The organism is Limnohabitans sp., assembly GCF_017848645.1.
GTDB lineage: Bacteria > Pseudomonadota > Gammaproteobacteria > Burkholderiales > Burkholderiaceae_C > Limnohabitans_A.
On record NZ_JAFEIF010000020.1, the window covers coordinates 1 to 24,549 of the forward strand.

Annotated in this window: 25 protein-coding genes; 19 read left to right on the forward strand and 6 right to left on the reverse strand. The window is 61.2% G+C overall.

What is annotated here, in order from left to right; translation table 11 throughout:
• Positions 1-366: 366 nt before the first annotated feature.
• On the forward strand, positions 367-1,674 hold the full coding sequence (locus QZ190_RS05120; RefSeq protein ID WP_291914294.1) for a Y-family DNA polymerase: 1,308 nt from the start codon (positions 367-369) through the stop codon (positions 1,672-1,674).
• A 36-nt stretch (positions 1,675-1,710) separates the two neighbouring features.
• On the opposite strand, the gene QZ190_RS05125 is transcribed toward QZ190_RS05120, so the two are convergent.
• Positions 1,711-2,622: a LysR substrate-binding domain-containing protein gene (locus QZ190_RS05125; protein ID WP_291914296.1), complete on the reverse strand. Its 912-nt coding sequence runs from the start codon at positions 2,620-2,622 to the stop codon at positions 1,711-1,713.
• Between the two features lie 162 nt (positions 2,623-2,784).
• On the opposite strand from QZ190_RS05125, the gene QZ190_RS05130 reads away from it, so the two are divergent.
• The 9 genes from QZ190_RS05130 (at position 2,785) to QZ190_RS05170 (ending at position 11,725) form a co-directional block, all read left to right on the forward strand.
• Positions 2,785-3,813 (forward strand): amidohydrolase family protein, encoded by a 1,029-nt coding sequence (locus QZ190_RS05130; RefSeq protein WP_291914396.1) that lies wholly within the window; start codon positions 2,785-2,787, stop codon positions 3,811-3,813.
• A gap of 29 nt (positions 3,814-3,842) precedes the next feature.
• Positions 3,843-4,526, forward strand: coding sequence for a 4-carboxy-4-hydroxy-2-oxoadipate aldolase/oxaloacetate decarboxylase (gene ligK, locus QZ190_RS05135; RefSeq protein WP_291914297.1), 684 nt, complete (start codon positions 3,843-3,845; stop codon positions 4,524-4,526).
• A 140-nt stretch (positions 4,527-4,666) separates the two neighbouring features.
• The gene (locus tag QZ190_RS05140) at positions 4,667-5,605 is read left to right on the forward strand and encodes an amidohydrolase family protein (RefSeq protein WP_291914300.1); all 939 of its coding nucleotides are present in this window, start codon (positions 4,667-4,669) and stop codon (positions 5,603-5,605) included.
• Positions 5,606-5,607: 2 nt separating this feature from the next.
• Positions 5,608-6,087, forward strand: a complete 480-nt coding sequence (ligA, locus tag QZ190_RS05145) for a protocatechuate 4,5-dioxygenase subunit alpha (RefSeq protein WP_291914302.1) — start codon at positions 5,608-5,610, stop codon at positions 6,085-6,087.
• A gap of 51 nt (positions 6,088-6,138) precedes the next feature.
• Entirely contained in the window at positions 6,139-7,017 is an 879-nt protein-coding gene (locus QZ190_RS05150; RefSeq protein ID WP_291914305.1) for a class III extradiol dioxygenase subunit beta, read from the forward strand.
• A 68-nt stretch (positions 7,018-7,085) separates the two neighbouring features.
• On the forward strand, positions 7,086-8,288 hold the full coding sequence (locus QZ190_RS05155) for an ATP-binding protein (RefSeq protein WP_291914308.1): 1,203 nt from the start codon (positions 7,086-7,088) through the stop codon (positions 8,286-8,288).
• On the forward strand, positions 8,285-9,541 hold the full coding sequence (locus QZ190_RS05160) for a pentapeptide repeat-containing protein (protein ID WP_291914311.1): 1,257 nt from the start codon (positions 8,285-8,287) through the stop codon (positions 9,539-9,541). Before QZ190_RS05155 ends, QZ190_RS05160 begins: the two co-directional genes overlap by 4 nt.
• A 37-nt stretch (positions 9,542-9,578) precedes the next feature.
• Positions 9,579-10,532: a Gfo/Idh/MocA family oxidoreductase gene (locus tag QZ190_RS05165; protein WP_291914314.1), complete on the forward strand. Its 954-nt coding sequence runs from the start codon at positions 9,579-9,581 to the stop codon at positions 10,530-10,532.
• 2 nt (positions 10,533-10,534) lie between these two features.
• Positions 10,535-11,725, forward strand: coding sequence for an MFS transporter (locus tag QZ190_RS05170; protein ID WP_291914317.1), 1,191 nt, complete (start codon positions 10,535-10,537; stop codon positions 11,723-11,725).
• A 25-nt stretch (positions 11,726-11,750) separates the two neighbouring features.
• Here the strand turns inward: QZ190_RS05170 and QZ190_RS05175 are convergent, their stop codons facing one another.
• From QZ190_RS05175 to QZ190_RS05190, 4 genes are all read right to left on the reverse strand, one after another.
• Positions 11,751-12,935, reverse strand: coding sequence for a M20 family metallopeptidase (locus tag QZ190_RS05175; protein ID WP_291914319.1), 1,185 nt, complete (start codon positions 12,933-12,935; stop codon positions 11,751-11,753).
• Entirely contained in the window at positions 12,932-14,185 is a 1,254-nt protein-coding gene (locus QZ190_RS05180; RefSeq protein ID WP_291914322.1) for an MFS transporter, read from the reverse strand. The genes QZ190_RS05175 and QZ190_RS05180 overlap by 4 nt, the downstream gene beginning before the upstream one ends.
• Positions 14,166-15,314, reverse strand: a complete 1,149-nt coding sequence (locus QZ190_RS05185; RefSeq protein ID WP_291914326.1) for an aminotransferase class V-fold PLP-dependent enzyme — start codon at positions 15,312-15,314, stop codon at positions 14,166-14,168. The genes QZ190_RS05180 and QZ190_RS05185 overlap by 20 nt, the downstream gene beginning before the upstream one ends.
• A 63-nt stretch (positions 15,315-15,377) precedes the next feature.
• Positions 15,378-15,668, reverse strand: coding sequence for a helix-turn-helix domain-containing protein (locus QZ190_RS05190; RefSeq protein WP_291914328.1), 291 nt, complete (start codon positions 15,666-15,668; stop codon positions 15,378-15,380).
• A gap of 186 nt (positions 15,669-15,854) precedes the next feature.
• Here QZ190_RS05190 and arsC point away from each other — a divergent pair, with 186 nt between their 5' ends.
• The 4 genes from arsC to QZ190_RS05210 all read left to right on the forward strand — a co-directional run bounded on the left by arsC (position 15,855) and on the right by QZ190_RS05210 (position 18,868).
• Positions 15,855-16,220 carry an arsenate reductase (glutaredoxin) gene (gene arsC / locus QZ190_RS05195; protein ID WP_291914331.1) on the forward strand — a complete coding sequence of 122 codons (366 nt, stop codon included), beginning with the start codon at positions 15,855-15,857 and terminating at the stop codon, positions 16,218-16,220.
• A gap of 32 nt (positions 16,221-16,252) precedes the next feature.
• A complete protein-coding gene (gene aroE, locus QZ190_RS05200) occupies positions 16,253-17,086 on the forward strand; it encodes a shikimate dehydrogenase (protein WP_291914333.1) in 834 nt (277 codons plus the stop codon).
• A 190-nt stretch (positions 17,087-17,276) separates the two neighbouring features.
• A complete protein-coding gene (locus QZ190_RS05205) occupies positions 17,277-18,503 on the forward strand; it encodes a DUF4382 domain-containing protein (RefSeq protein ID WP_291914336.1) in 1,227 nt (408 codons plus the stop codon).
• 143 nt (positions 18,504-18,646) lie between these two features.
• Positions 18,647-18,868: an ATP-binding protein gene (locus tag QZ190_RS05210; protein ID WP_291914338.1), complete on the forward strand. Its 222-nt coding sequence runs from the start codon at positions 18,647-18,649 to the stop codon at positions 18,866-18,868.
• 4 nt (positions 18,869-18,872) lie between these two features.
• On the opposite strand, the gene QZ190_RS05215 is transcribed toward QZ190_RS05210, so the two are convergent.
• Positions 18,873-19,808 carry an NAD(P)-dependent oxidoreductase gene (locus QZ190_RS05215; protein ID WP_367114226.1) on the reverse strand — a complete coding sequence of 312 codons (936 nt, stop codon included), beginning with the start codon at positions 19,806-19,808 and terminating at the stop codon, positions 18,873-18,875.
• A gap of 45 nt (positions 19,809-19,853) precedes the next feature.
• On the opposite strand from QZ190_RS05215, the gene QZ190_RS05220 reads away from it, so the two are divergent.
• The 5 genes from QZ190_RS05220 (at position 19,854) to QZ190_RS05240 (ending at position 24,537) form a co-directional block, all read left to right on the forward strand.
• Positions 19,854-20,537, forward strand: a complete 684-nt coding sequence (locus tag QZ190_RS05220; RefSeq protein WP_291914343.1) for a TetR/AcrR family transcriptional regulator — start codon at positions 19,854-19,856, stop codon at positions 20,535-20,537.
• A 100-nt stretch (positions 20,538-20,637) separates the two neighbouring features.
• Positions 20,638-21,171, forward strand: coding sequence for a TRAP transporter small permease (locus QZ190_RS05225; RefSeq protein WP_291914346.1), 534 nt, complete (start codon positions 20,638-20,640; stop codon positions 21,169-21,171).
• Positions 21,172-21,190: 19 nt separating this feature from the next.
• Positions 21,191-22,468, forward strand: coding sequence for a TRAP transporter large permease subunit (locus QZ190_RS05230; protein WP_291914350.1), 1,278 nt, complete (start codon positions 21,191-21,193; stop codon positions 22,466-22,468).
• 88 nt (positions 22,469-22,556) lie between these two features.
• Complete coding sequence (locus tag QZ190_RS05235; RefSeq protein ID WP_090045707.1) at positions 22,557-23,552, forward strand: TRAP transporter substrate-binding protein; 996 nt, start codon at positions 22,557-22,559, stop codon at positions 23,550-23,552.
• A gap of 151 nt (positions 23,553-23,703) precedes the next feature.
• Positions 23,704-24,537: a shikimate dehydrogenase gene (locus QZ190_RS05240; RefSeq protein WP_291914355.1), complete on the forward strand. Its 834-nt coding sequence runs from the start codon at positions 23,704-23,706 to the stop codon at positions 24,535-24,537.
• Positions 24,538-24,549: the final 12 nt, after the last annotated feature.

Genomic DNA, 24,549 nt, shown 5'->3' on the forward strand with positions numbered 1-24,549 from the left:
AGCGCCGCGCATGTCTGTTTGCTTTTTGTGATGCCTGAATTGTCGACTGCACAGCTGAATTGGCGCTTTCAGTGCGTCAGTATTTCAGCAGCCTGTTAATGCAACGTAGAACGCCAACCCAGTCCCAAAACCTGGTCCGCGTCCACACAGCTTTTTTGAAATTGTCGCAACAGCTTTGCGCCATAGGTTTTAGAACAACCCTGGTACCCGGCTCCTGCAACTCCCCACCCGCACCATCAGGCGCAGCAGGCTTGAAGCGTTCAACTATAACGGCGCAAATACCCCAAATTAGCTAAAAACCAGCTTCGCCCGTCCTCTCTTGATCGGCTGTTATACTGTTCATCCATACAGTATCCAGCGCCCCCCATGCTCGCCCTCATCGACGGCAACAACTTCTACGTCTCCTGCGAACGCGTCTTCCAGCCCTGGCTGCAAGGCCGGCCGGTGGTTGTGCTGTCCAACAACGACGGCTGCGCCATTGCCCGCAGTGACGAAGCCAAAGCCCTGGGCATCAAGATGGGCGCGCCTTACTTCCAGCTGCGCGAGCTCGAGCGCGACGCCGGCCTGATCGCCCTGTCGGCCAACTTCGCCCTCTATGGCGACATGAGCGACCGCATGATGAGCCTGGCCGCAGGCCTGGGCCACAACCAAGAGGTCTATTCCATCGACGAAAGCTTTGTCGACCTCAGCGGCATCCGTGGCGACCTGGTGCGCCGCGCCCGCACCATCCGCAAACGCATCCACCAATGGATCGGCATCCCGACCTGCATCGGCATCGGCCCCACCAAAACCCTCGCAAAATTAGCCAACGCCATCGCCAAAAGCGCCGAACGCAAACCCGGCAGCTACCCGGCCCAACACGCCCAAATCTGCCACCTGGGCGCATGCACCCCCGAAGAACTGCAGGCCCTGCTGCAGGCCACCGAAGTGGGCGACGTGTGGGGCGTGGGCCGCAAGATCGGGGCGCAACTGCGCGAAAACGGCATCCACACCGCGCTGGATCTGCAGCGCATGAGCCCGGCCGCCGCCAAAGCGGGCTGGTCGGTGGTGCTGGAAAAAACCGTGCGCGAACTGAACGGCACGCCCTGCATCGAGTTCGAAGACGAACCCCCGCCCAAACAACAAATCGCCTGCACCCGCAGCTTTGGCCACCCGGTGACCGAGCTGATCGAGCTGCAAGAAGCCATCACCGAATTTGCCTGCCGCGCCGCAGAAAAACTGCGCAAACAAGGCAGCCACACGGGCCAAATCATGGCTTTCATCCGCACCAGCCCCTTCCGGCAACAAGACCCGCAATACAGCCGCAGTGCCAGCATCCCCCTGCCCAGCCCCACCAGCGACAGCGCCCACATCACCCAGGCGGCCAACGCCATCGTCAAACGCCTGTACAAACCCGGCTTCAAATACGCGAAAGCAGGCGTGATGCTGATGGACCTGCAACCGGCCACCCGCGAACAGCTGACACTGGACTTTGACGACACCATGCCCGAAAACCGCGTGCGCCTGATGCTGGCCATGGACCAGCTGAACCAGCGGTATGGGCGAGGGACGTTGAAGCTGGCCAGTGCGGGCGCTCCGAAGGCGATGAAGTTGTGGGCGATGAAACAAGAGCGGATGACGCCTGCTTACACCACCGATTGGGCCAAGCTGCTGATGGTGGGCACGGACGCATGACCGTGCACAGGCTGGCCCTGTTGCTTTGCCCCTGCCTCAAGGCGGGCTGAGCCACTGCACGGCCATCTCGGTCAACAGGGCCAAGGTGGCTTGCTGGGTGAGGGTGCTGGGGCGTTGTGCGCTGATGGCGGTGGTCAGCTGGATGTGCAGGGCCGGTTGCTGTAGGGGCCGCACCGAAAACGCCGAAGGCCGCACCGAGCGCATGACGGCGTTGCGCGGCAAGATGGCGTAGCCCGCGCCGTCGGCCACCAAGTCGAGGATGGCGCTCACGCCGTCGATCTCCAGCGCAATGAGGGGGCGGCAGCCGATGGCGGCCATTTCAGACTCCACATGCATGCGGATCGCGTTGGGGCGCGTGGGGATGACCAAGGGCAGGGCAGCGACTTCTTGCAGGCGGATGGCGGGCGGGGGCGGGTCTTCTTGCAAGCCAGGCGGGCGCGGTTGCACCAGCAGCAATTCCTCTTGCACCAGCGGGGTGTGCTCGATGCCTGGCATGGGGCTGGGGTTGTAGAGCACGGCGATGTCCAGGCGGCCGTTTTGCAGGTTTTCCTGCATCGCGCTCGACAGGCCTTCGCTGATGGACAGTTGGGCCTCGGGCATCTTGGCGCGAAAGGCCCGGGTGAGTGGCACCGTCAACACCCGCGCCACGCTGGGCGGCAGGCCCAAAGCGACGCGGCCTGTGAGGCCCGTGCGCACCCGGCCCAGTTCTTCCCGCGCCCGCTCCACCTGGTGCAAGATGCCCCGGCCGTGCTCCAGCAGCAGCAGCCCGGCCTGGGTGGGGGTGGCGCCGCGCCCGTTGCGCACCAGCAGGTTTTGCCGCAGCTCGACTTCGAGCAGGCGCACCTGTCGGCTGAGCGCGGGTTGGGCCACGTTCAGGGCTTGGGCGGCCCGGGTGAAGCTGCCCAGTTCGGCCACGCGCACAAAGTATTCGAGCTGTTTGAGGTCCATGGTGGGGTATTGGTTAGGCTGATTTTGTCATACCCAGGGCTTGGTTATGCGAATTTGTTCTAACTGGTAGATGTGCCGAGGGCTGGCGTTGGCGGGGTGAACCTGCACAATCTGCGCAAACCCCTTGCCCCATCAGGACTGCCCATGAGCCAAACGAACCCCTTGATCATCGACGTGCACGGCCACTACACCACCGCCCCCAAGGCGCTGGAAGACTGGCGCAACAAGCAAATTGCAGGGATCAAAGACCCGGCGTCCATGCCCAAAGTCTCTGAGCTGAAGATCAGCGACGACGAACTGCGCGAGACGATTGAGACCAACCAGCTGGCCAAGATGAAAGAGCGCGGCTCGGACATCACCATCTTCAGCCCCCGCGCCAGCTTCATGGCGCACCACATTGGCGACTTCAACGTGTCGTCTACTTGGGCCGCGATTTGCAACGAGCTGTGCTACCGCGTGAGTCAACTCTTCCCCGACCACTTTGTGCCTGCGGCCATGCTGCCCCAGTCGCCCGGCGTGGACCCGGCCACTTGCATCCCTGAGTTGGTCAAGTGCGTCGAGCAATACGGCAACGTCGGCATCAACCTGAACCCCGATCCGTCGGGCGGCCACTGGACATCGCCACCCTTGAGCGACAAGGCCTGGTACCCCATTTACGAAAAGATGGTCGAGTACGACATCCCCGCGATGATCCATGTGAGCACCAGCTGCAATTCATGCTTCCACACCACCGGCGCGCACTATCTGAACGCGGACACCACCGCGTTCATGCAGTGCCTGACCAGCGATTTGTTCAAGGATTTCCCGACGCTGAAGTTCTTGATCCCGCACGGCGGCGGCGCGGTGCCTTACCACTGGGGCCGTTTCCGTGGCTTGGCGCAAGAGCTCAAAAAGCCTTTGCTGACAGAGCACCTGCTCAACAACATCTTCTTTGACACCTGCGTGTACCACCAGCCCGGCATCGATCTGCTCACCAAAGTCATTCCGGTCAAGAACATCTTGTTTGCGTCCGAAATGATTGGCGCGGTGCGCGGCATCGACCCCGAAACGGGCCACTACTTTGACGACACCAAGCGCTACGTGCAAGCCACGGCCAACCTGAACGACGAAGAGCGCTACATGGTCTATGAGGGCAATGCGCGCCGCGTGTTCAAGCGCTTGGACGATCAGTTGACCGCCAAAGGTCTGTGAGCCATTGATTCCAAATTCAGGAGAAAACCATGTACGAACTCGGCGTTGTTTACCGCAACATCACCCGCGCGGACCGCGCAGCCGCTGACGGCCTGGGCGCATTGGGCTCGGCCACGGTGCATGAGGCCATGGGCCGCGTGGGCCTCATGAAGCCTTACATGCGCCCCATCTACCCCGGCGCGCAGGTGTCGGGCACGGCCGTCACGGTGCTGCTGCACCCGGGCGACAACTGGATGATGCATGTGGTGGCCGAGCAGATTCAGCCCGGCGACATCGTGGTCGCGGCCATCACGGCCGATTGCACCGACGGTTATTTCGGTGACCTGCTGGCCACATCGTTTCAGGCCCGAGGTGCACGCGCTTTGATCATCGACGCCGGCGTGCGCGATGTGAAAGAGCTGCACAAGATGAACTTCCCGGTGTGGGGCAAAGCCATCAGCAGCAAGGGTTGCATCAAGGCCACCATCGGATCGGTGAACATCCCTGTGGTGTGCGCCGGCATGATCGTCCACCCCGGTGACGTGATCGTGGCCGACGACGACGGCGTGGTGTGTGTGCCCCAGGCGCTGGCCGCCAAAACGTTGGCTGCCGCGCAAGCGCGTGAAGCCAACGAAGGCGAAAAACGCGCCAAGCTCGCGTCGGGCGTGCTGGGCCTGGACATGTACAAGATGCGCGAGCCCTTGGCAGCGGCGGGCCTGAAGTACATCGATTGATTCCATCATTCGTGGGGGGGCGATACGCGGCTGCGGCCGTGCCGGGGCTCATCAGTCCTTCGGCCAGCAAATCGCCCCAACACGGCCACAGCCGCGCATCGCAGGAAGCGATGGCGTTTCGCATGAACAGGAGAAGACAAGTGAGCAAACCCACTACAGGTGATTTCACCAAAACCGCTGGCTGGCTGGACTGGTACACCGGGCCATCCAAGCCGCGTTTTCCATTGCCCGCAGGCGCGGTCGATGCGCATTGCCACGTGTTTGGCCCGGGCGCAGAGTTTCCTTACGCGCCCGAGCGCAAATACACGCCGTGTGATGCCAGCAAGCACCAGCTGTATGCGCTGCGTGACCACTTGGGCTTTGCGCGCAATGTGGTGGTGCAGGCCACCTGCCACGGCGCAGACAACCGCGCCCTGGTGGATGCACTGGTCCATTCAAACGGAATGGCGCGTGGTGTGGCCACGGTCAAACGCAGTGTGACCGACGAAAAAATTCAGGCCATGCACGACGCGGGTGTGCGCGGCGTGCGTTTCAACTTCGTCAAGCGTTTGGTGGACTTCACGCCCAAGGACGAGTTGATGGAGATCGCGGGCCGCATCCAGAAGTGGGGCTGGCATGTGGTCATCTACTTTGAGGCGGTGGACTTGCCCGAGCTGTGGGACTTTTTTACCGCGCTGCCGACCACCGTGGTGGTGGACCACATGGGCCGCCCCGATGTGTCCTTGCCCGTAGACGGCCCGCAGTTTGCGCTGTTCCAGAAGTTCATGCGCGAGCACAGCAATGTGTGGAGCAAAGTGTCTTGCCCTGAGCGTTTGTCGGTGACTGGCCCCAAGGCTTTGAACGGCGAGCAAAACGCGTACCAAGACGTGATCCCGTTTGCCCAACGCATCGTGCAGGAGTTCCCCGACCGCGTGCTCTGGGGCACCGATTGGCCACACCCCAACCTGAAAGACCACATGCCCGACGATGGCCTGCTGGTCGACTTCATCCCGCACATCGCGCCCACGGCCGAGTTGCAGCGCAAGCTGCTGGTGGACAACCCGATGCGGTTGTACTGGCCAGAAGAACTGAAAGGCTGAACATGGCACTCGATAAACCCTACAAAGACGTACCCGGCACCATCATTTTTGACGCCGAGCAATCGCGCAAAGGCTATTGGCTCAACCAGTTTTGCATGTCGCTCATGAAGGCCGAAAACCGCGAACGCTTCAAGGCCGACGAGCGTGCTTATCTGGATGAGTGGAAGATGACCGAAGAGCAAAAGCAGGCCGTGCTGGCGCGTGATCTGAACTGGTGCATGCGCACCGGCGGCAACATTTATTTCCTGGCCAAAATCGGCGCGACCGATGGCAAGAGCTTCCAGCAGATGGCGGGCTCCATGACCGGCATGACCGAAGAGGAATACCGCAACATGATGATCGCAGGCGGGCGCAGCATCGATGGCAACCGTTACGTCGGCGAAAACGGCAGCGCCCAAGCCCACAACCAGCCGCAAGGCGCAGCCGGGCAACAGTCCAGCGCAGCCGGGCAACAGTCCAGCGCAGCCGGGAAGAAAGTTTAATTGGGGTCCACCTTCAATTGGATCACCCCAATTCTTTTTAGAGAACAAGACATGGCCAAAATCACCGCATCCGTCTACACCTCGCATGTGCCCGCCATTGGCGCAGCCATGGACCTTGGCAAAACGCAGGAAGACTATTGGAAGCCCGTGTTCGCGGGTTACGACTTCTCCAAGCAATGGATGAAGGACAACAAACCGGACGTGATTTTTCTGGTGTTCAACGACCACGCCACGGCCTTCAGCTCCGACCTGATTCCCACGTTTGCCATTGGCACCGCAGCCGAGTACCAGCCCGCCGACGAAGGCTGGGGGCCACGCCCGGTGCCCGTGGTCAAAGGTCATCCCGAGTTGGCCTCACACATCGCGCAGTCTGTCATTCAGCAAGACTTTGACCTGACCATCGTCAACAAGATGGACGTGGACCACGGCCTCACGGTGCCTCTGTCGTTGATGTGCGGCCCGCTGGACCCGGTCAAAGACGCCTGGCCCTGCCCGGTGATCCCGTTCGCTGTGAACGTGGTGCAGTACCCCGTGCCCAGCGGTCAGCGCTGCTTCAACCTGGGACAAGCGATTCGCAAAGCGGTGGAGAGTTACGACGAAGACCTCAACGTGCACATCTGGGGCACAGGCGGCATGAGCCACCAACTCCAAGGCGCGCGTGCGGGCCTGATCAACCGCGAGTGGGACAACGCATGGCTGGACCAACTCATCAACGACCCGGCGGCTGCCGCTGCCACACCGCACATCCACTACGTGCGCGAAGCGGGCAGCGAAGGCATCGAGCTGGTCATGTGGCTGATCGCCCGTGGCGCGATGAGTGACATCGAGGACGGCCAGGCCACTGGCCCCGCGCCCAAGTTGCGTCACCGCTTCTACCATGTGCCTGCCAGCAACACGGCGGTCGGGCATGTGATTTTGGAAAATTCTTGAAGCACTTGAGGTTCAAGTGAGTGATTTTTATCCTTGCATTTTGATATTTGATGTAACAAAATACAATGATGATTGATCGCCTATTTAACCGTGAGTTGCAAGATCGCTTGGACTATTCGCCCGGTGTGGTCTTGCTGGGTGCGCGACAGGTGGGCAAATCCACTCTGGCGCGAGCGTGGGCTGCACAATCATCAAATGCGGTTTTTTTGGATTTGGAATTGCCTGAAGACCGGGCCAAGCTGGACCAGGCGAGTGCATTTTTTGCAGCGAATCGAAGCCGCTTGGTCGTGCTTGACGAAGTGCAAACCATGCCTGAGTTGTTTGTACAGCTTCGCCCCGAAATCGATGCTGACCGCAGGCCGGGACGCTTTTTGCTCTTGGGCTCAGCCAGCGGCGCGTTGTTGCGGCAATCGGCAGAATCATTGGCTGGGCGTGTGAGCTATTTCGAATTGCCGCCATTGTTATGGAACGAAGTACACACCGCCTCTGTCAGTCAAGACTCCACACAGCAGTTGTTGGCCCTGCAAGCGCATTGGCAGCGTGGCGGTATGCCCTTGAGCACAATGGCCAAAACCGATGCGCAATCACTGCGCTGGCGTAACGACTACTTGCAGTCCATCGTGCGGCGCGATTTACCCGCTTTGGGCATCACCATTCCGGGAGAAACGCTGTGGCGCTTCTTGCGCATGCTGGCGCACCAACATGGGCAATTGTTCAATGCGTCGAGCTTGGCCGTGGCCATGGGCGGTATCTCCCCCATCACAGTGGGTCGCTACCTCGATATTTTTTGCGATGCACTGATCGTGCGAAAAGTGGAGCCGTATTTCGTCAACTTGGGCAAACGCTTGGTCAAGTCGCCCAAAATTTATTTTCGCGACACGGGTTTGTTGCACGCCTTGCTGGGCATTGGCAATGCCGATGACTTGCAGGGGCACCCGATGTCGGGCTATTCGTGGGAAGGGCTGGTGGTGAATCACATCGCAGCCTTGTTGCCCTTGATGGCGGGCGGCAACGCCACGCTCAATTTCTACCGCACAGCAGCAGGCGCAGAAATGGACGCGGTGGTGGACACCGGCTCTGAACGCATCGGATTTGAAATCAAACTCTCTAACGCGCCGCGCGTGACCAAAGGTTTTTGGAACGCCTGCACCGATTTGCAACTGAGCCGCGCTTATGTGGTCGCCCCCGTCAGCTCATCCTGGCCCTTGGCCGACAACGCGCAAGTGATCCCGCTGTTGGATGTGGCACGGGTGTTGGGGGTGCAGACATGAGTGACCATCCTGACCTCGAAAAGCTCCCGCTGGAGATTGATGGCATTCCTGTGCGCGAAACCATCCGAGAGATTTTTCGCAACCCTGAGAATGGCACCCCGGACAACATCAGCAAGGCGGGGTGTTTGGCGTTGGCGTTGAAGAGCAATGAAGTGGGACGGTATGAGTTGAGGTACATGCATGTGGTTTGGAACGCTTGGCGTGAGCATTTTCCGACATCAAAGAGTGAGGATGTTTTAAAAGATTTTAATAATAAAGTGAATTTCGAATTTCATGATTTCAATCATGATTATTCTGTATTGGCTCCTACTTTATTCGATTGCTATTTATTCGGTGATATGCCATCTTTTTGGGGGGTAAATTTTGGTTTTGTGAATTTTAGAAAATCAAGTTTTGGTTTTAAATCTAGTTTTAATTTTTCAAAATTTCAAAAATCTGCATGCTTTGATGAGTCGAATTTTGGTGCTTTAACTTCATTTAATAATGCTGATTTTAATTCAAAATTATCATTTAAAAGATGTAAATTTTTTGGTGCAGTAGATTTTTCAATTAACGATAAAAATCATGAAAAATTCGGCGGTGCTATATCTTTTGATAATTCGGTTTTCAGTGGACCGGTTTCGTTCAATGGTAGAAAATTTGCAGATACAACCAGTTTTTTTAAATGCAATTTTGCAGAAGTGCCAACTTTTCACAGTTGCGAGTTAAATCAGGATACAAGCTTTGAAGGCTCAGTTTTTCCACCAGCCACAGGAAGCGAAGAAGCAGCCCGTGCTTATCGCACGCTCAAATTGGCTTTCAGCAAACAGCAAGCCATTCGAGAAGAGCAGCGGTTTTTTCGTTTGGAGATGGAAGAAGAAACGCTGCGTGAAACAGGCCTCAAGCGCTTGCTTTTTCAGGCGTACAAGACATTCAGCGATTACGGGTTCAGCATCACCCGCCCGCTGAAATACGGTGGCTTGGCCGTGTTGGTTCTCACAGCTCTTTATGGCCTGTTGTCTTGGCTGGGGCAGTGTGGCCTGAGCGTGCAGGCTTGCCACTTTGCTCCGCAATGGCTGGAATTTTCACTGTTGCAGACCTTGCCATTGCCTGGCTTGGACAAATTGAGTGAAGCCGCCAGCAAAGCGTTTTGGCCTCAAGGTGCCTGGTGGAGTTTCGGCTTGTCGGCGCTGGTCATCCTCCACAAAACCCTCAGCCTCGCAGTCCTGTTCCTCATCGGCCTGGCCCTGCGCAACCTCTTCAAACTCAAATGATTTTTCAACACTTTCGCATGTTCAAAAGGAAACACACATGAGCAAACCCATCAAAGTCGCTCTCGCAGGCGCAGGTGCCTTCGGCATCAAACACCTGGACGGCATCCAAAACATCGACGGCGTGGAAGTCGTCTCGCTGATCGGCCGCGAGTTCGCCAAAACCAAAGAGGTGGCGGACAAATACGGCATTGCCCATGTCACCACCGACCTGAGTGAATCGTTGGCGTTGAAAGAAGTCGATGCCGTCATCTTGTGCACGCCCACACAAATGCACGCCAGCCAGACGCTGGCTTGCCTGAAGGCGGGCAAGCATGTGCAGGTGGAAATTCCGCTGTGTGATGTGTACAAGGACGGCCAGGAAGTGCTGCGTGTGCAAAAGGAAACGGGCCTGGTGGCCATGGTGGGCCACACCCGGCGCTTTAACCCCAGCCACCAGTGGGTCAACCACAAGATCAAGGCGGGCGAGTTCAACATCCAGCAGATGGACGTGCAGACCTATTTCTTTCGCCGCACCAACATGAACGCGCTGGGCCAGGCCCGCAGCTGGACCGACCACCTGCTGTGGCACCACGCCGCGCACACGGTGGACCTGTTCGCCTACCAGTGCGGCAGCCCGATTGTCAAAGCCAACGCGGTGCAAGGCCCGATCCACCCGACGCTGGGCATCGCCATGGACATGAGCATCCAGCTCAAAGCCGCCAACGGTGCGATCTGCACTTTGTCACTCAGCTTCAACAACGACGGGCCTTTGGGCACTTACTTCCGCTACATCGGCGACACGGGCACCTACCTGGCGCGTTACGACGACCTGTTCACCGGCAAGGAGGAAAAGATCGATGTGTCGCAAGTGGCAGTGTCCATGAACGGCATCGAACTGCAAGACCGTGAATTCTTCGCCGCGATCCGCGAAGGCCGCGAGCCCAACAGTTCCATCGCGCAAGTGTTGCCTTGCTACCAGGTCCTGCACGACCTGGAGCAACAACTGGCCTGAACATGAGTACTTTGACACCCGCAGACGAACGCCAGCACCTGACGCTCTTGGGCCTGGCCGGTTTTGCCAGCATGGCCTCGATGCGCATTTGCGACCCGATGCTGGTGGTGCTGGGCCAGGAGTTCCAGGTCAGCACGGGCGATGCGTCGGCGGTGGTGTCGGTATTTGCCGTGGTGTACGGCGTTTTGCAGTTGTTTTACGGCCCCCTGGGTGAGCGCTTTGGCAAGCTGCGGGTGGTGTCGCTGGCGGTGTCGGCTTGTGCGGTGTTCAGCGCCATCACGGCGCTGTCTGTCAACCTGCCCATGCTGGTCATCATGCGCGGCTTCATGGGCGCGGCGGCGGCGGGCATCATCCCGCTGTCGATGGCTTGGGTGGGTGACCAAGTGCCTTATGAGCGCCGTCAGGAAACCCTGGCCAAGCTCATGAGCGCCACCGTGCTGGGCATGATGAGCGGGCTGTGGTTTGGTGGCTTTGCGGCTGACACGGTGGGCTGGCGCAGCGCTTTTGTGTTGCTGGCGGCCATGTTTGGTGTGGCCGCTGTGCTGCTGCTGCGCCGTTTGCGCCAGCAAGCCAAGCGACAGGCTCAGTCGGTGCCGGTGGCGACCCCGGGCTTGTGGGCGGCGTTTCGCCTGACGGGCCAGCTCTTGGGCACACCGCGCGTGCGCTGGATCTTGACCGTCACGGCGGCCGAGGGCGCATTGGTGTTCGGGGCCATGGCTTTCATGCCCACGCATTTGCACCAGCAGTTTGGTTTGAGCGTGGTGGCTGCCGGCTCGGTCATGATGCTGTATGGCGTGGGCGGTTTGCTCTACAGCCAGATGGCGCGCCGCTGGCTGGCCTGGCTGGGCGAGCGCGGTCTGGTGCGCACGGGGGCCGCTTTGGTGGTGGTGGGTTTGCTGGTGCTGGCCTGGGGCAGTGGGGTGTGGCTGGGCATGCTGGCTTGCCTGATGACGGGGCTGGGCTTTTACATGCTGCACAACACGCTGCAGGTGCAGGCCACCCAAATGGCCCCGGCCGCACGCGGCTCGGCCGTGACCTTGTTCGCTTGCTCGCTGTTTTTTGGCCAGTCCACCGGGGTGCTGCTCATGGCGCAAAGTGTGGACCTGGGTTGGCTGGCCTACGCCTTCACGGCAGCGGCCGTGGGCGTGTCGGGCCTGGGGGTGCTGGTCTACCGCCTGGTGGGGCGGCACTGAGCTTTTTCCCCTTGAGGGGAGCTTTTCAAGCCAGCTGCGCCAGACTGCGCAGAGAAAATTCGGCGTGCAAGGCCACGCCTCTGTGCAGGGCGCTTTCGTCGATGTTGAACTGCGGGTGGTGGTGCGCATGGCACGCGCCCAGGGCTTCGTTGCGCACGCCGACCAAGGCCATCAGGCCGGGGTACTTTTCCAGAAAGTCGCCAAAGTTTTCCGACACCATGAGCGACGGAAAGTCGATCACCGCCTCGGCCCCAAACAGGTCGCTGGCGCAATGCGCGGCCAAGGCGCTGCTGCGTGCTTCGTTGATCAGCATCGAGCCGCCCTTGCGGATGTTCAGCTGGGCCTGAGCTCTGAAGCTGGCGGCGGTGCTCTCCACCACGCGCCGTATGGCTTGGTGCAGGTGCTGCTGGTCGGCCAAGTGGGTGGTGCGCAAGGTACCGGCGAGCAAGGCTTGCGCAGGGATGACGTTGCCCGCAAAACCGCTTTGGAATTTGCCAAAGGTCAGGCTGGCCGCGTGCGCCGGGTTGATTTCGCGGGTCATCATCATGGCCAGGTTGTTCACCAAAGCCGCGCCTGCCGCAATCGGGTCCACGCCTTTGTGGGGTGAAGCGCCGTGGCAGCCCACGCCACTCAGCTCAATCTCCACCAGATCACAGGCGGCCATGCGTGGCCCGGCCTGCACGCTGATCTGGCCCGCCTCGATCTCGGACCACAGGTGAATGGCAAAGGCCCGCTGCACCGGAAACGCGGCCAGGTGGGCCAACAATTCGGCCGTGCCGCCGCCTTGCTCTTCGGCTTGCTGAAAGCACAGCTTCACGCTGCCTTGCAGTGAGCCCGAGAACTGCTGCAGCACCCGCGCTGCGCCCAGCAGCATGGCCACATGGCCGTCGTGGCCACAGGCGTGCATCACGCCGGGCACTTGCGAGCGGTAGGGCAAATGCTCGTTTTGCTCCTGGATGGGCAGGGCGTCCATGTCGGCCCGCAGCGCCACCATGGAGCGGCTGTGTTGGCCTGTGACCGTGGCCACCACGCCGTGTTCGCCCACGGCTTCCCAGGGCACGCCCATGGCGCTCAGTTCGGTCTTCACGCGCTCGGCCGTGGCCTGCTCGCGGTAAGACAACTCGGGCAATTGGTGCAGCTGTTGGCGCAGGCCCACCAGCCAGTCCTGGCAAGAACGGGCAGCTTCAAGGACGGGGTGGCTGGGGGTCATGGTGAGTGCTCCAAGTCAGGTTTCAACAAAGGCCGCATGGCCCACAGGCCCAGCACCGGGCCGGGGGCCAGCAGCCAAAGGGCCATGCTGCCCCACTGTTGCACGGCCCAGCCCAGCAGCAAGATGCTGAGCACGGTGATCAAAAAGCCCACGCCGTTTTGCAGCACCAAGGCGCTGCCCAGCCACTGCGGCGGCGCGTATTGCGACGACATGGCCGAAAACTGCGGCGAGTCGGCCACCACACAAATGCCCCAAAACAGCAAGGCCCCCAGCTGCACCAGCGGCCAGGTGTCGGGAATCAAGGGGTAGCCCAGGCACATCAGGCCCGATGCGGCCAAGGCCGTGGCCGCCACCCGCGCACTGCCCACGCGGCGGCTCCACATGCCGCCCAACACGCACCCGAAAAACCCTATGCCGATGGCCGCGAAACTCATCAGCGCCACCGACGGTGCCCAGCCGTAGCCACCGGCCACCAGCGAGCGGTGGATGGGCAGGCTGAGCCAAGGCAGCACGCTCCAGAACGCATACAGCTCCCACATGTGGCCAAAGTAGCCCAGCGCCGACGCGCGAAAGCCGCGCACCGCAATGACCTCGCGCAAGGCCTGGGTGTTCAGGCGAACAGGGGCAGGGGCTGGGGGTTGACTCGCAGATGCGGCCTGCTTGGGCGGCTGGCCCATCCAGCTCACCAGCGCCGCGCCCACCAAGGCCAGCACCGACGAGCCCAGCAGCACCTCGGGCCAGGGCCAGCTCTGGCCAAGAGCCCGCAAGCCGTGCGGCATGGCCGTGCCCAAGGTCAGCATGCCCACCAGCCAACCCAGCGCAGCGGCCGGTTTGCTGCCCACGCGCTGCACCAGCATCTTCATGCCCAGTGGGTAGATGCCCGCCAAGCACATACCCACGACAAAGCGCAGGCTCCAGAAAATACCGTAATCGGTGACGCCCCAGGTGACGGCGGCGTTGGCCAGCGCCCCGATTGCGCTGCACACCACAAAAATGCGCGTGGGGGCAAAGCGGTCGGCCGCGCCGCTGAAGGCAAAGGTCAGCGTGCCCGCAATGAAACCCAACTGGGTGGCGGCCAGCAGCCAGCCAAAAGAAGTTGCGCTCAGTTGCCAGGCCTGCATCAGGCTGTCGGCCACCCCGCTGGGGCTGAACCACAACGAGGTGCTCAGGCACTGGGCCAGAACAATGACGGCCACCGCCAGCGAGGGGCGGGGGCCAACTTGGGTGCGCTCAGGCGTTGGCGCGCTCAAGGGCTTGCGCCAGGTCGTCGATCAGGTCATCGGCATGCTCCAGGCCCACCGAGACACGCAGCAAGCCCTGCGGGGTCTTGCTCTCTGGCCCCTCGATCGAGGCGCGGTGCTCGATCAGGCTTTCCACGCCGCCCAGGCTGGTGGCGCGGGTGAAGATCTCCACATGCGCAGCCAGGGCCATGGCCGCGTCTTTGCCGCCTTTGACCTCGAACGACAGCATGCCGCCAAAGCCCGACATCTGCTTTTTGGCGATGGCGTGGAAGGCGTTGTTCTCCAGGCCCGGGTAGTGCACGGCGCTGACCTGCGGGTGCTCGCTCAGGAAACGGGCCACCTTGCCTGCGTTGGCGCAGTGCGCCTGCATGCGGTAGGGCAGGGTGGGCAAGCTGCGCATGACGAGCCAGCAGTCAAAAGGCGAGGGCACCGCGCCGCCAAACAACTGCGCGGTGCGCAAGGCGGCAAAGTGTGCATCGTCCTGGCGCGTGATGACCGCGCCGCCCAGCACATCGCTGCGTCCACCCAGGTATTTGGTCGTGGCGTGCATGACCATGTCGCAGCCCAAGTCGAGCGGGCGCTGCAAAACGGGCGAGGCAAAGGTGTTGTCGGCAATGGCGCGTGCACCGCCCGCGTGGGCGATCTCGACCACGGCGGCAATGTCCACGCACTGCATCAGGGGGTTGGAGGGGGTTTCGATCCAGACGATGCGGGTGTTGGGCTGCATGGCCGCACGCACCGCGTCCAGACGGGTCATGTCCACAAAGCTGGCGCTGACCTGCCACTTGGCAAACAGGTGCTTGAGCACATTGGCAGTGCCGTGGTAAATGTCGGACGGGGCCACCACATGGTCGCCCGGCTGCAGGCCCTGAAAGACGGCCGTGACACTGGCCAGGCCCGAGCCAAAAGCGGCTGCGCCTGCGCCGCCTTCAAGCGCCGAAAGGGCGGCTTCGAGGCCATTGCGGTTGGGGTTGTGGTTGCGCGAGTACAAATAGCCGTGGGGGTAACTGCCGTCCGGGTCGCGCTCAAAGGTGGTGGACAGGTGGATCGGATCGACCACGGCGCCGGTGGAAGGATCGATGCCGTGCCCTGCATGCACAGCCAAAGTTTCAAAACGCAGGGGTTTGTTTGATTTCATCCGCGAAAGTATAGCCACGGGGTTCAACGCGAAGGTCTGGAAGGCGACACCCTGTATGCGTTTTCAGGACATGGCGCGCAACACTTCAGGCCACTGCTGCGCCACTTTGATCAGGGTTTGCGCCGCCCCCGATGGCTGGCTGCGGCCCTGTTCCCAGTTTTGCAAAGTGCGCACCGACACCCCCATCAACTGCGCGAAGGCCGATTGCGTCAAACCCACTTTGGCCCGCGCCTCGGCAGCGGCCGACAGCGTGACCTGGTGCAACCGACCTTCGCCGCGCCGGGCTTGCTGGATGGAGGTGAGCACATCCTGCGCAAAGGCTTGCATTTCTGGGTCCATTTTCTTTTCAGGCATCGAAAGCCTCCTTCCATGTATTTTTTCGAAATGACCAGGGCATGTTGGCCCATTGGACTTGGGCTTTCATGACCGTGAACACGACTTCGCCATGCGCGTGCATGTGGGAAACGCGCGGTGGGGCGCGTCACAATCCGTGCTTTGCTTTTCACTTTAACAAGAAACAGGAACTGGATGCCTGCGGACATGACTGACATCACCCTCTACCACAACCCCCAATGCAGCACCTCACGCAAGGCGCTGGCCATGATCCGCGACAGCGGTTTCGAGCCCACCGTGATCGAGTACCTCAAAACTCCACCGGACCGCCACACCCTGCTGTCTTTGGTGGAGCGCATGGGCGGCAGCGTGCGAGATCTGCTGCGCGCCAAGGCATCCCCTTACAGCGAGTTGGGGCTGGCCGACCCGAAATGGACCGAGGAGCAGCTGCTGGAGTTCATTGGGCAGCACCCCGTCTTGATCGAACGCCCGATTGTGGCCAGTTCACGGGGCGTGCGCGTGTGCCGACCGCTGGAGAAGTTGTGGGATGTTTTGCCGCCATCGGGGCGATAAGATCAAACACTGATTGATTTGGAACCTACCGCATGACAGACCGTTACGCCGTGATTGGCAACCCCATTGCACAAAGCAAATCGCCCTTGATCCACAGCGCTTTTGCGCAGGTCACGGGGCAAGATATTGACTACGGTAAGTTGCTCGGCCCCTTGGGCGAATTTGCGGCCACGGTGGACGCGTTTCGGGCCTCGGGCGGGCGGGGCATGAACGTGACCGCGCCTTTCAAGCTCGACGCCTTTGCCTATGCCACCGACCTGGCGCCCAGCGCGCAGATGGCGGGGGCGGTGAACGCGATGAAGTTCGAGGGCGGCAAGGTTTACGCAGAAAACTTTGACGGCGTGGGCCTGGTGCGCGACTTGGTGCACAACCTGGCCTGTCCGCTCAAGGGGCGGCGCGTGTTGATTTTGGGGGCGGGCGGTGCCACGCGCGGGGCTTTGCTGCCCTTGCTGGCCGAGCAGCCTGCCGAGCTGGTGATCGTCAACCGCACGGTGGCCAAGGCGCAGGAGCTGGCGGCTTTGGCGAAGCAACACCAGACCGGCCAAGTGCCCGTGCAGGGGCTGGGCTATGCCGACTTGCAGGGGCAGACGTTTGACGTGGTGCTCAATGCCAGCTCGTCTAGCCTGAGCGCCGAGCTGCCGCCATTGCCTGCCAGCGTGTTTGCGCCCGGGTGCCTGGCCTACGACCTGACCTACGGCAAAGGCCTCACGCCGTTTTTGCAGCTGGCCCAGCAAGCGGGCGTGACGCAGCTGGCCGATGGCGTGGGCATGCTGGCCGAGCAAGCGGCCGAGGCCTTTGCCTGGTGGCGCGGTGTGCGGCCCGATACGGCGGCGGTGATTGCCAAGCTGACAGTGCCGCTGGTGTGAAGCCTTCACCCATGGTCAGCGCCTGACCTGGCCACCGCTGATATGCGGGTCGGCGCGGAGTTGGCCAGCACCCGCCCAAAATTGACCAACAGGCATATGGTCATGTGAAGGCCCATGCGCGACCATGGGGGCAGGTTCAGGCGTGCAGCCCAAACCACAACGGCCCCCATTTCCACGCTTGGAGAGCAGCATGCGCACACACATTTCACCCCCCTTGCCTCGTTGGGCAGCATGGACAGGCTTGGGCTTGCTGTTGGCAGGTTTGGCTGCTTGTGGGGGCGATGACGATCCGCCCGCCATGGGCACACTCCAGCTCGCCATGACCGATGCACCCGCCTGCGGCTATGACCATGTCTATGTCACCGTGAACAAAATCCGGGTCCACCAAAGCGCTGCGGCCGATGGCTCGGAGTTGCTGGGCTGGCGCGAGTTGAGCATCCCCGCGCAGCGCATCGATTTGCTCACGCTGACCAATGGCCAGCTGCTGGAGTTGGGCAGCCTGGCCTTGCCGGCGGGCACCTACCAGCAGGTGCGATTGATTCTGGCAGACAACCCCTCCAACCCGTCTTCCGCCAACCCACTGGCCAATGCGCTGGTGCTCTCGGGCAGCACGAACGAGGTGGCACTGAGCATCCCCAGCGCCCAGCGAAGCGGCTTCAAGCTCAAGGCCCTTTTTGAGGTGCAAAACGGTCAGGTGTCCGACATGGTGCTGGACTTTGACGCTTGCCGATCCATTGTGCGGGCGGGCGCTTCCGGGCGCTACAACCTCAAACCCGTGGTGGCGGTGATTCCGCGATTGGGCACGGCCATCGAAGGCTTTGTCGATCCGTCGATCGCGGCCAATGTGGTGGTGAGCACGCGCGACCCCGACAACAACCTGCGCGCCACGGTGCCCAACCCCACCACGGGCAAATTCACCTTGGCGTATTTGCCTGCCAACACCAACTACACCGTGGTGGTGTCCGGCCAGGACTTGACCACCGCCGCGATCACCAATGTGCCGGTGTCCCTGGCCACGGGCGTCACGGCGCTCAACACCGCGCAGACCGCGATCTTGCCTGCGGCTTCGGCCATGGCCTCGGTGGCGGGCGTGGTCACCAACACGGCCAATGACTTGCTGACCGAGGCCGTGGTGTCGGCCAGCCAAACCCTGAGCACAGGGCAGGTGCTGGCTGTGGCCTCGACCGGAGTTAACGTGGTCAATGCCGATTTCAGCCTGCGCCTGCCTTTGGCGGCGGCTGTGAAAGCGACTTATGTTCCGGGAGCAGCCTTGAGCTTCAGCACCGATGGCATGGTGGCCGGGCGCTACAACCTGAGCGGCACGGCCACCGGCTACACCACCCAAAGCACGGACCCGGTGCTCAACTTGGGGCTGGAGGGCAGCACCACGCTGAAGAATCTGGTGCTGACGCCTTGATCCTGTAGTCCAGCCTGAACCCTAAGCCTGTCCGTTCGGGCTGTGTTTGCCGCCTGACCAGGGCCGACCGCGTGTCGGCCTTGGTCGTTTCAAGGCAGGTGAAAATACCGCCGTGTTCACACCTTTGGTTTTTCGTCTGCTTCATGCTGCTGCCCCATATTGACACCGAGCGTTGCACCGGTTGCGGCTGGTGCGTGGCGGCGTGTCCGCCGCGTGTGCTGAGCCTGGAGGTGGTGGCTTGGCGCAAGCGTTCGGTGCTTCACGACGCGCCCGCCTGCACCGGCTGCAGCCTGTGCGAGCGGCGCTGCCCGTTTGGGGTGATCACGATGAACAAGTTACCCCTGCCTGCTTCGGGACAGGCTTGAGGCCTCAGGGGCTGGGCCGCTTGGCCAGCAGCGCGATCAGCTCGGGCACCAGTGCGTTGGGGTCGCCCTCGCGGCAGGCGGTCTCCAGGGTGGTTTTGACCGCTTGGGCCACGGTGTGGTCGGCGTGGGTGTCACTGGCCATCTGGTTGTAGTAGCTCAGGTCCTTGAGCGCATTGCTCATGGAAAAGCGCAGGCCCGAGGTGTCGCCAGAGAGGAGTGTGGGCTTGAGGCGATCGAGCGCCGCGCCCCAGCCGCCGCCTTTGCTGAGCACCTCGACAAAGGTGCTGGCGTCCACGCCGGCGCGCTGGGCGCAAGCCGCGGCCTCGGCCAGCAGCGTCACGGTGCCCAGCGACACGTAGTTGTGCAAGAGCTTCATGCGGTGCCCCGAGCCAATGGGCCCGGTGTGCACGATGTTTTCTGCAAAGCAGGCCAGGATGGGGCGGCAGCGCTCAAACAGCGCGGCATCACCACCGACCAGCAAATTCAAACGGCCTTCGGCAGCTTCCTTGGGCGTGCGGGTCATGGGCGAGTCGAGGAACTGCCCGCCCTGGGCCATGACCAAAGCCGCGACTTTTTCGGTGGAGGCGGGCACGGCCGTGGAGCAGTCGATCACGACGGTGCCGGGACGCAGGCCCTTCAAGACACCGTCGTCCCCGAGCAGCACCGCTTCGACCTGCGGCGTGCCCGTGACGCACAAGATGATGATGTCTGACAGCGCCGCCAAGGTCTGAGGCGTGCTGCACGTTTGTGCACCTGCGGCCATCAGGGTGTCCAGCGGCTGGTTGCCCGCGTGTTCGAGGACGGTGAGGTGGTTCCCGTGCTTGAGCAGGTTGCTCGCGATGCCGTGGCCCATCATGCCAATGCCGATCATGCCGATGTGGGTCATGCTTGTTCCTTTGTGTGAAGCGTCATGTGCCCACTTTAGCCGCGAACAGGCCACAAGGGCGTCACTTGTTGGTCAATCAGGCGCTCTATACTTCGACCGATGAACCAACCGGTACATTCTTCAGAGCAGCCGCTGAGCGCTTGCGGCGGGGCAGGCCGCACCAATGACCCGGCGCGCACCATGGCCGAGATCCTTGCCGTGGCCACGCACGAATTTGCCGACAAGGGGCTGAGCGGCGCGCGCATCGACGCCATTGCGGCGACCACGCGCACCAGCAAGCGCATGATCTATTACTACTTCGGCAGCAAGGACGGCTTGTACCTGGCGGTGCTCGAAGAGGCTTACCGGCGCATGCGGTCCATCGAATCCGATCTGCACCTGGACGACTTGCCGCCTGTGGACGCACTGCAAAAACTGGTGGAGTTCACTTACGACCACCACCGCGACAACGAAGACTTCATTCGTCTGGTGATGAACGAGAACATCCAGCGCGGCGACTATTTGCGGCAAAGCCAGAGCATTCAGGCACTCAACACCAACGCCATTGCCTCGGTGAAAGCGGTGTACGACCGGGGGGTGGCGCAAGGCGTGTTCCGCTCGGGGCTGGACCCGGTGGACATTCACTCGGCGATTTCGGCCTTCACGTTTTTCAACGTCTCCAACCGCCACACCTTTGGTCTGATTTTTCAGGACCGGGCCAGCCAGGACAAGGCCGATACCCTCAAGCGGGTGCATGTGGTCGAGTTGATCCTGCGCTTCGTCAGTCAATCCATTTCGGCATAACGGCCAGCTCCCGAATGCGGGCAGGGCCTAGGGTAAACACTTACCCCTGGAAAACTAACCAGTTCGTACATTATGGGCAAGTCCTTTGTGGAGATGTGTGTTGGTTCAAAAAATGATGGATGGGTTGTGCAAAGCCCTGAACCTGGTCATGGCCGTGTGCCTGGCCGTGATGGTGGTGCTGGTGTTTGGCAACGTGGTCATGCGCTACGGCTTCAACTCGGGCATCACCCTGTCTGAAGAGTTGTCGCGTTGGTTGTTTGTCTGGATGACCTTCATGGGCGCGATCGTGGCCTTGAAGGAGCACGGCCATTTGGGCACCGACATGCTGGTGGGCCAACTCGGCGCTGCCGGGAAAAAGTTTTGTTTGGCTTTGTCTTATGTGGCCATGCTGTTCATCTGCTGGCTGCTGTTCAAAGGGGCTTACCAGCAAACCGTGATCAACCTGGGCAGCACCAGCGCGGTGATGGAGGCGTCCATGGCCTGGGTGTACGCACCCGGTGTGGTGTTTGCGGTGTTGGGTGGCTTGATTTTGCTGACCGAACTGCTGCGATTGCTGACCGGGCGCATGCGCGACGAAGACCTGGTCATGGTCCAGGAATCCGAAGAGTCGCCCCACGGCGCTGACAAAACCTGAGCGCGGCGGAGACAACCACATGACGATCACCATTTTTGTTTTTTCTCTGCTGGGCGCGATGGCCATTGGCATCCCGATCGCTTTTTCTTTGCTGATCTGCGGTGTGGCCCTGATGTGGCACCTGGACATGTTCGATGCCCAGATCCTCGCGCAAAACCTGCTCGAGGGCTCGAACAGTTTCCCCCTGCTGGCCGTGCCGTTTTTCATGCTGGCGGGTGAGGTGATGAACGCGGGCGGCTTGTCGCGCCGCATCGTGAACTTTGCGATGGCTTGTGTGGGCCACATCAAAGGTGGCCTGGGTTACGTGACCATCATGGCGGCCGTGATCATGGCGGCCTTGTCGGGCTCTGCGGTGGCCGATGCGGCCGCCTTGTCGGCTTTGCTCTTGCCCATGATGGTGGCGGCTGGCCACGACCGGGCCCGCTCGGCGGGGCTGATCGCCTCGGCCGGCATCATCGCCCCGGTGATTCCACCCAGCATCGGCTTTGTGATCTTTGGCGTGGCGGGCAATGTGTCCATCTCCAAACTGTTCATGGCCGGCATCGTGCCGGGCATCATGCTGGGCGCATCGCTGTGGGTCACCTGGTGGTGGTTGGCGCGGCGCGAGCTGGTGCAGGTGCCGCCGCGCAAAACCCTGCGAGAAATTGGCGTGGCCATGCGTGAAGCCACATGGGCTTTGGTGATGCCGCTCATTGTGGTGTTTGGTCTGAAGTTTGGGGTCTTCACCCCGACCGAAGCGGCCGTGGTGGCGGCGGTTTACGCCTTGTTCATCTCTACTTTCGTTTACCGCGAGCTGGGCTTGAAGGACTTGTACCCCTTGTTTGTGAGTGCTGCCAAAACCAGCGCGGTCGTGATGTTTTTGGTGGCGGCCGCCATGGTCTCGGCCTGGCTCATCACGGTGGCCAATTTGCCCGCCCAGCTGATCGACATCCTGCAGCCCATGCTCGACAGCCCCCGTTTGCTCATGTTCACCATCATGGTAATCATCATCGTGGTGGGCACTGCACTCGACATGACGCCCACCATTTTGCTTTTGACCCCGGTGCTCATGCCGGTGGTCAAGGCGGCAGGCATCGACCCGATTTATTTCGGTGTGCTGTTCATCATCAACTGCGCCATTGGCCTGATCACACCGCCTGTGGGCACGGTGCTCAATGCCGTGGCAGGCGTTGGAAAAATCAGCATGGACGAGGTGACCCGGGGGGTCATGCCGTTCATGCTCGCCCAATTCACCATCATGTTCGCCATGGTGGCCTTCCCGGCTTTGGTGATGGTGCCCGCGCGTTGGTTTTATTGATTCCCGGGTGTGGTTGTCTGATCGGGTACGCCTGACAACCAGCCCTTTGATGCACAGCGTACGTCCTTCTTTTATCTGGAGACCCTTCATGAAACGTGTATTCATCAAGTCCTTGATCGCCACCGTGGCGCTGGCCGCCATGGGCGTGGCTTCGGCGCAAGACAGGACCATCAAGTTCGCCAACCAGAACGCGGCGGGACACCCCATCGTCCAGGGCATGGAGAAGTTCAAGGAGATCGTCGAGAAGCAGTCCGGCGGCAAACTCAAGGTCAACCTGTTCCCCGGTGGCGCTTTGGGCAGCGACCAGGCCAACGTCTCGGCCATTCAGGGCGGCACCTTGGAGATGGCCTCGATGAACTCGGGCATCTTTGCCTCGCAGGTCAAGGACTTTGCCGTGTTTGACTTCCCCTTCCTGTTCGCCAGCGGCCAGGAAGCCGATGTGGTGGTGGACGGTGCCTTTGGCAAAAAGATGCACGCCAAGCTGGAAGAAAAAGGCCTGGTCGGTCTGGGCTACTACGAACTGGGCTTTCGCAACCTGACCAACGGCCGCCGCGCCATCAACAAGGTCTCGGACATCGAAGGCCTCAAGCTGCGCGTGATTCCCAACCCGATCAACGTGGACTGGGTCAAGGCCCTGGGTGCCAACCCAACACCTCTGCCATTCCCTGAGCTGTACGCAGCCCTGGAACAAAAGGCGGTGGACGGCCAGGAAAACCCGGTGGCCACCATCAACGGCGCCAAGTTGTACGAAGTGCAAAAGCACCTGACCCTGACCGGTCACCAGTACAACCCACAGTCGATTGTGATCAGCAAAAAGTTTTGGGACACCCTGTCGGCCGCTGACAAGAAAATTCTGAGCGACGCCGCTGCCGAGTCGTCCAAGTTCCAGCGTGCCCAGGCCCGTGCCCAGGAAGCGAGCTTGCTCGAGAACCTGAAAAAAGGCGGCATGCAAGTGACCACCTTGCCCGCAGCCGAAGTGGCCATCTTGCGCGAGAAGATGAAGCCCGTGATTGCCAAGCACGGCGAGCCGATTGCGGCCACCGTGGCCGAGCTGCAAGCCGAGCTGGCCAAGCTGCGCAAGTAAGCCCTGTGGCCACAGCACGCGCCGTGACCCTGGTTTGAGATGAGCCCGCTGCAGCCTGGTGCTGCAGCGGCTCAGGCCCCGCCTGCAGGGGGCATTTCCTGATTTCTTCAGCCCACATGCTTGAAAGATGCGGGCCTCTTTCTATCAGCCCATGATCAACGGCCACACCGAACTCATCGCGCACATCGGCTACCCCACGCACACCTTCAAGTCACCGATGATTTACAACCCGTACTTTGAGGAGGCGGGTATCAACGCGGTGGTGGTGCCCATGGGCTGCAAAGCCGAGAACTACCCGGTTTTCCTCCGGTCGGTGTTCAGCCTCGACAACATCCGGGGCGCGCTGATCACCATGCCGCACAAGGTCAGCACTGTGGGTTTGCTCGACGAAGTCACCGCCACCGTGCGCGTGGCGGGGGCTTGCAACGCGGTCAAGCGCCTGCCCGATGGCCGCTTGGTGGGCGACATGTTTGACGGTGCCGGTTTTGTGCGCGGCGTGCAGCGCAAGGGTTTTGACCTAACGGGCAAACGCGTGCTCGTCGTCGGTACAGGCGGTGTGGGTTGCGCGATTGCCGCCTCGCTGGCGGGCGCAGGCATTGCAGCCATCAGCCTGTTCGACGTGAACAGCGCGGGTTGCGAGGCCTTGGCCCAACGATTGAAAACGAATTACACCCAAATCGACGTCCATACGGGCTCGAACGATCCGATCGATCACGACCTCGTCGTCAACGCTACGCCCTTAGGTATGAACGAGGGCGACCCGTTGCCCCTAGATGTTTCGCGGCTGTCGCCCAAGACCTTTGTGGGCGAGGTGGTCATGAAGGCCGAGACCACCGCGTTTTTGGCCGCAGCCCAAGCACGCGGTTGCCGCACACAGGTGGGCACGGATATGTTGTATGAACAGATCCCGGCTTATCTGGAATATTTCGGTTTGCCCTCCACCACGGCAGAAGTCTTGCGCCGTGGTGCCATGCTGAGCTACTAAGCCCAACGAATT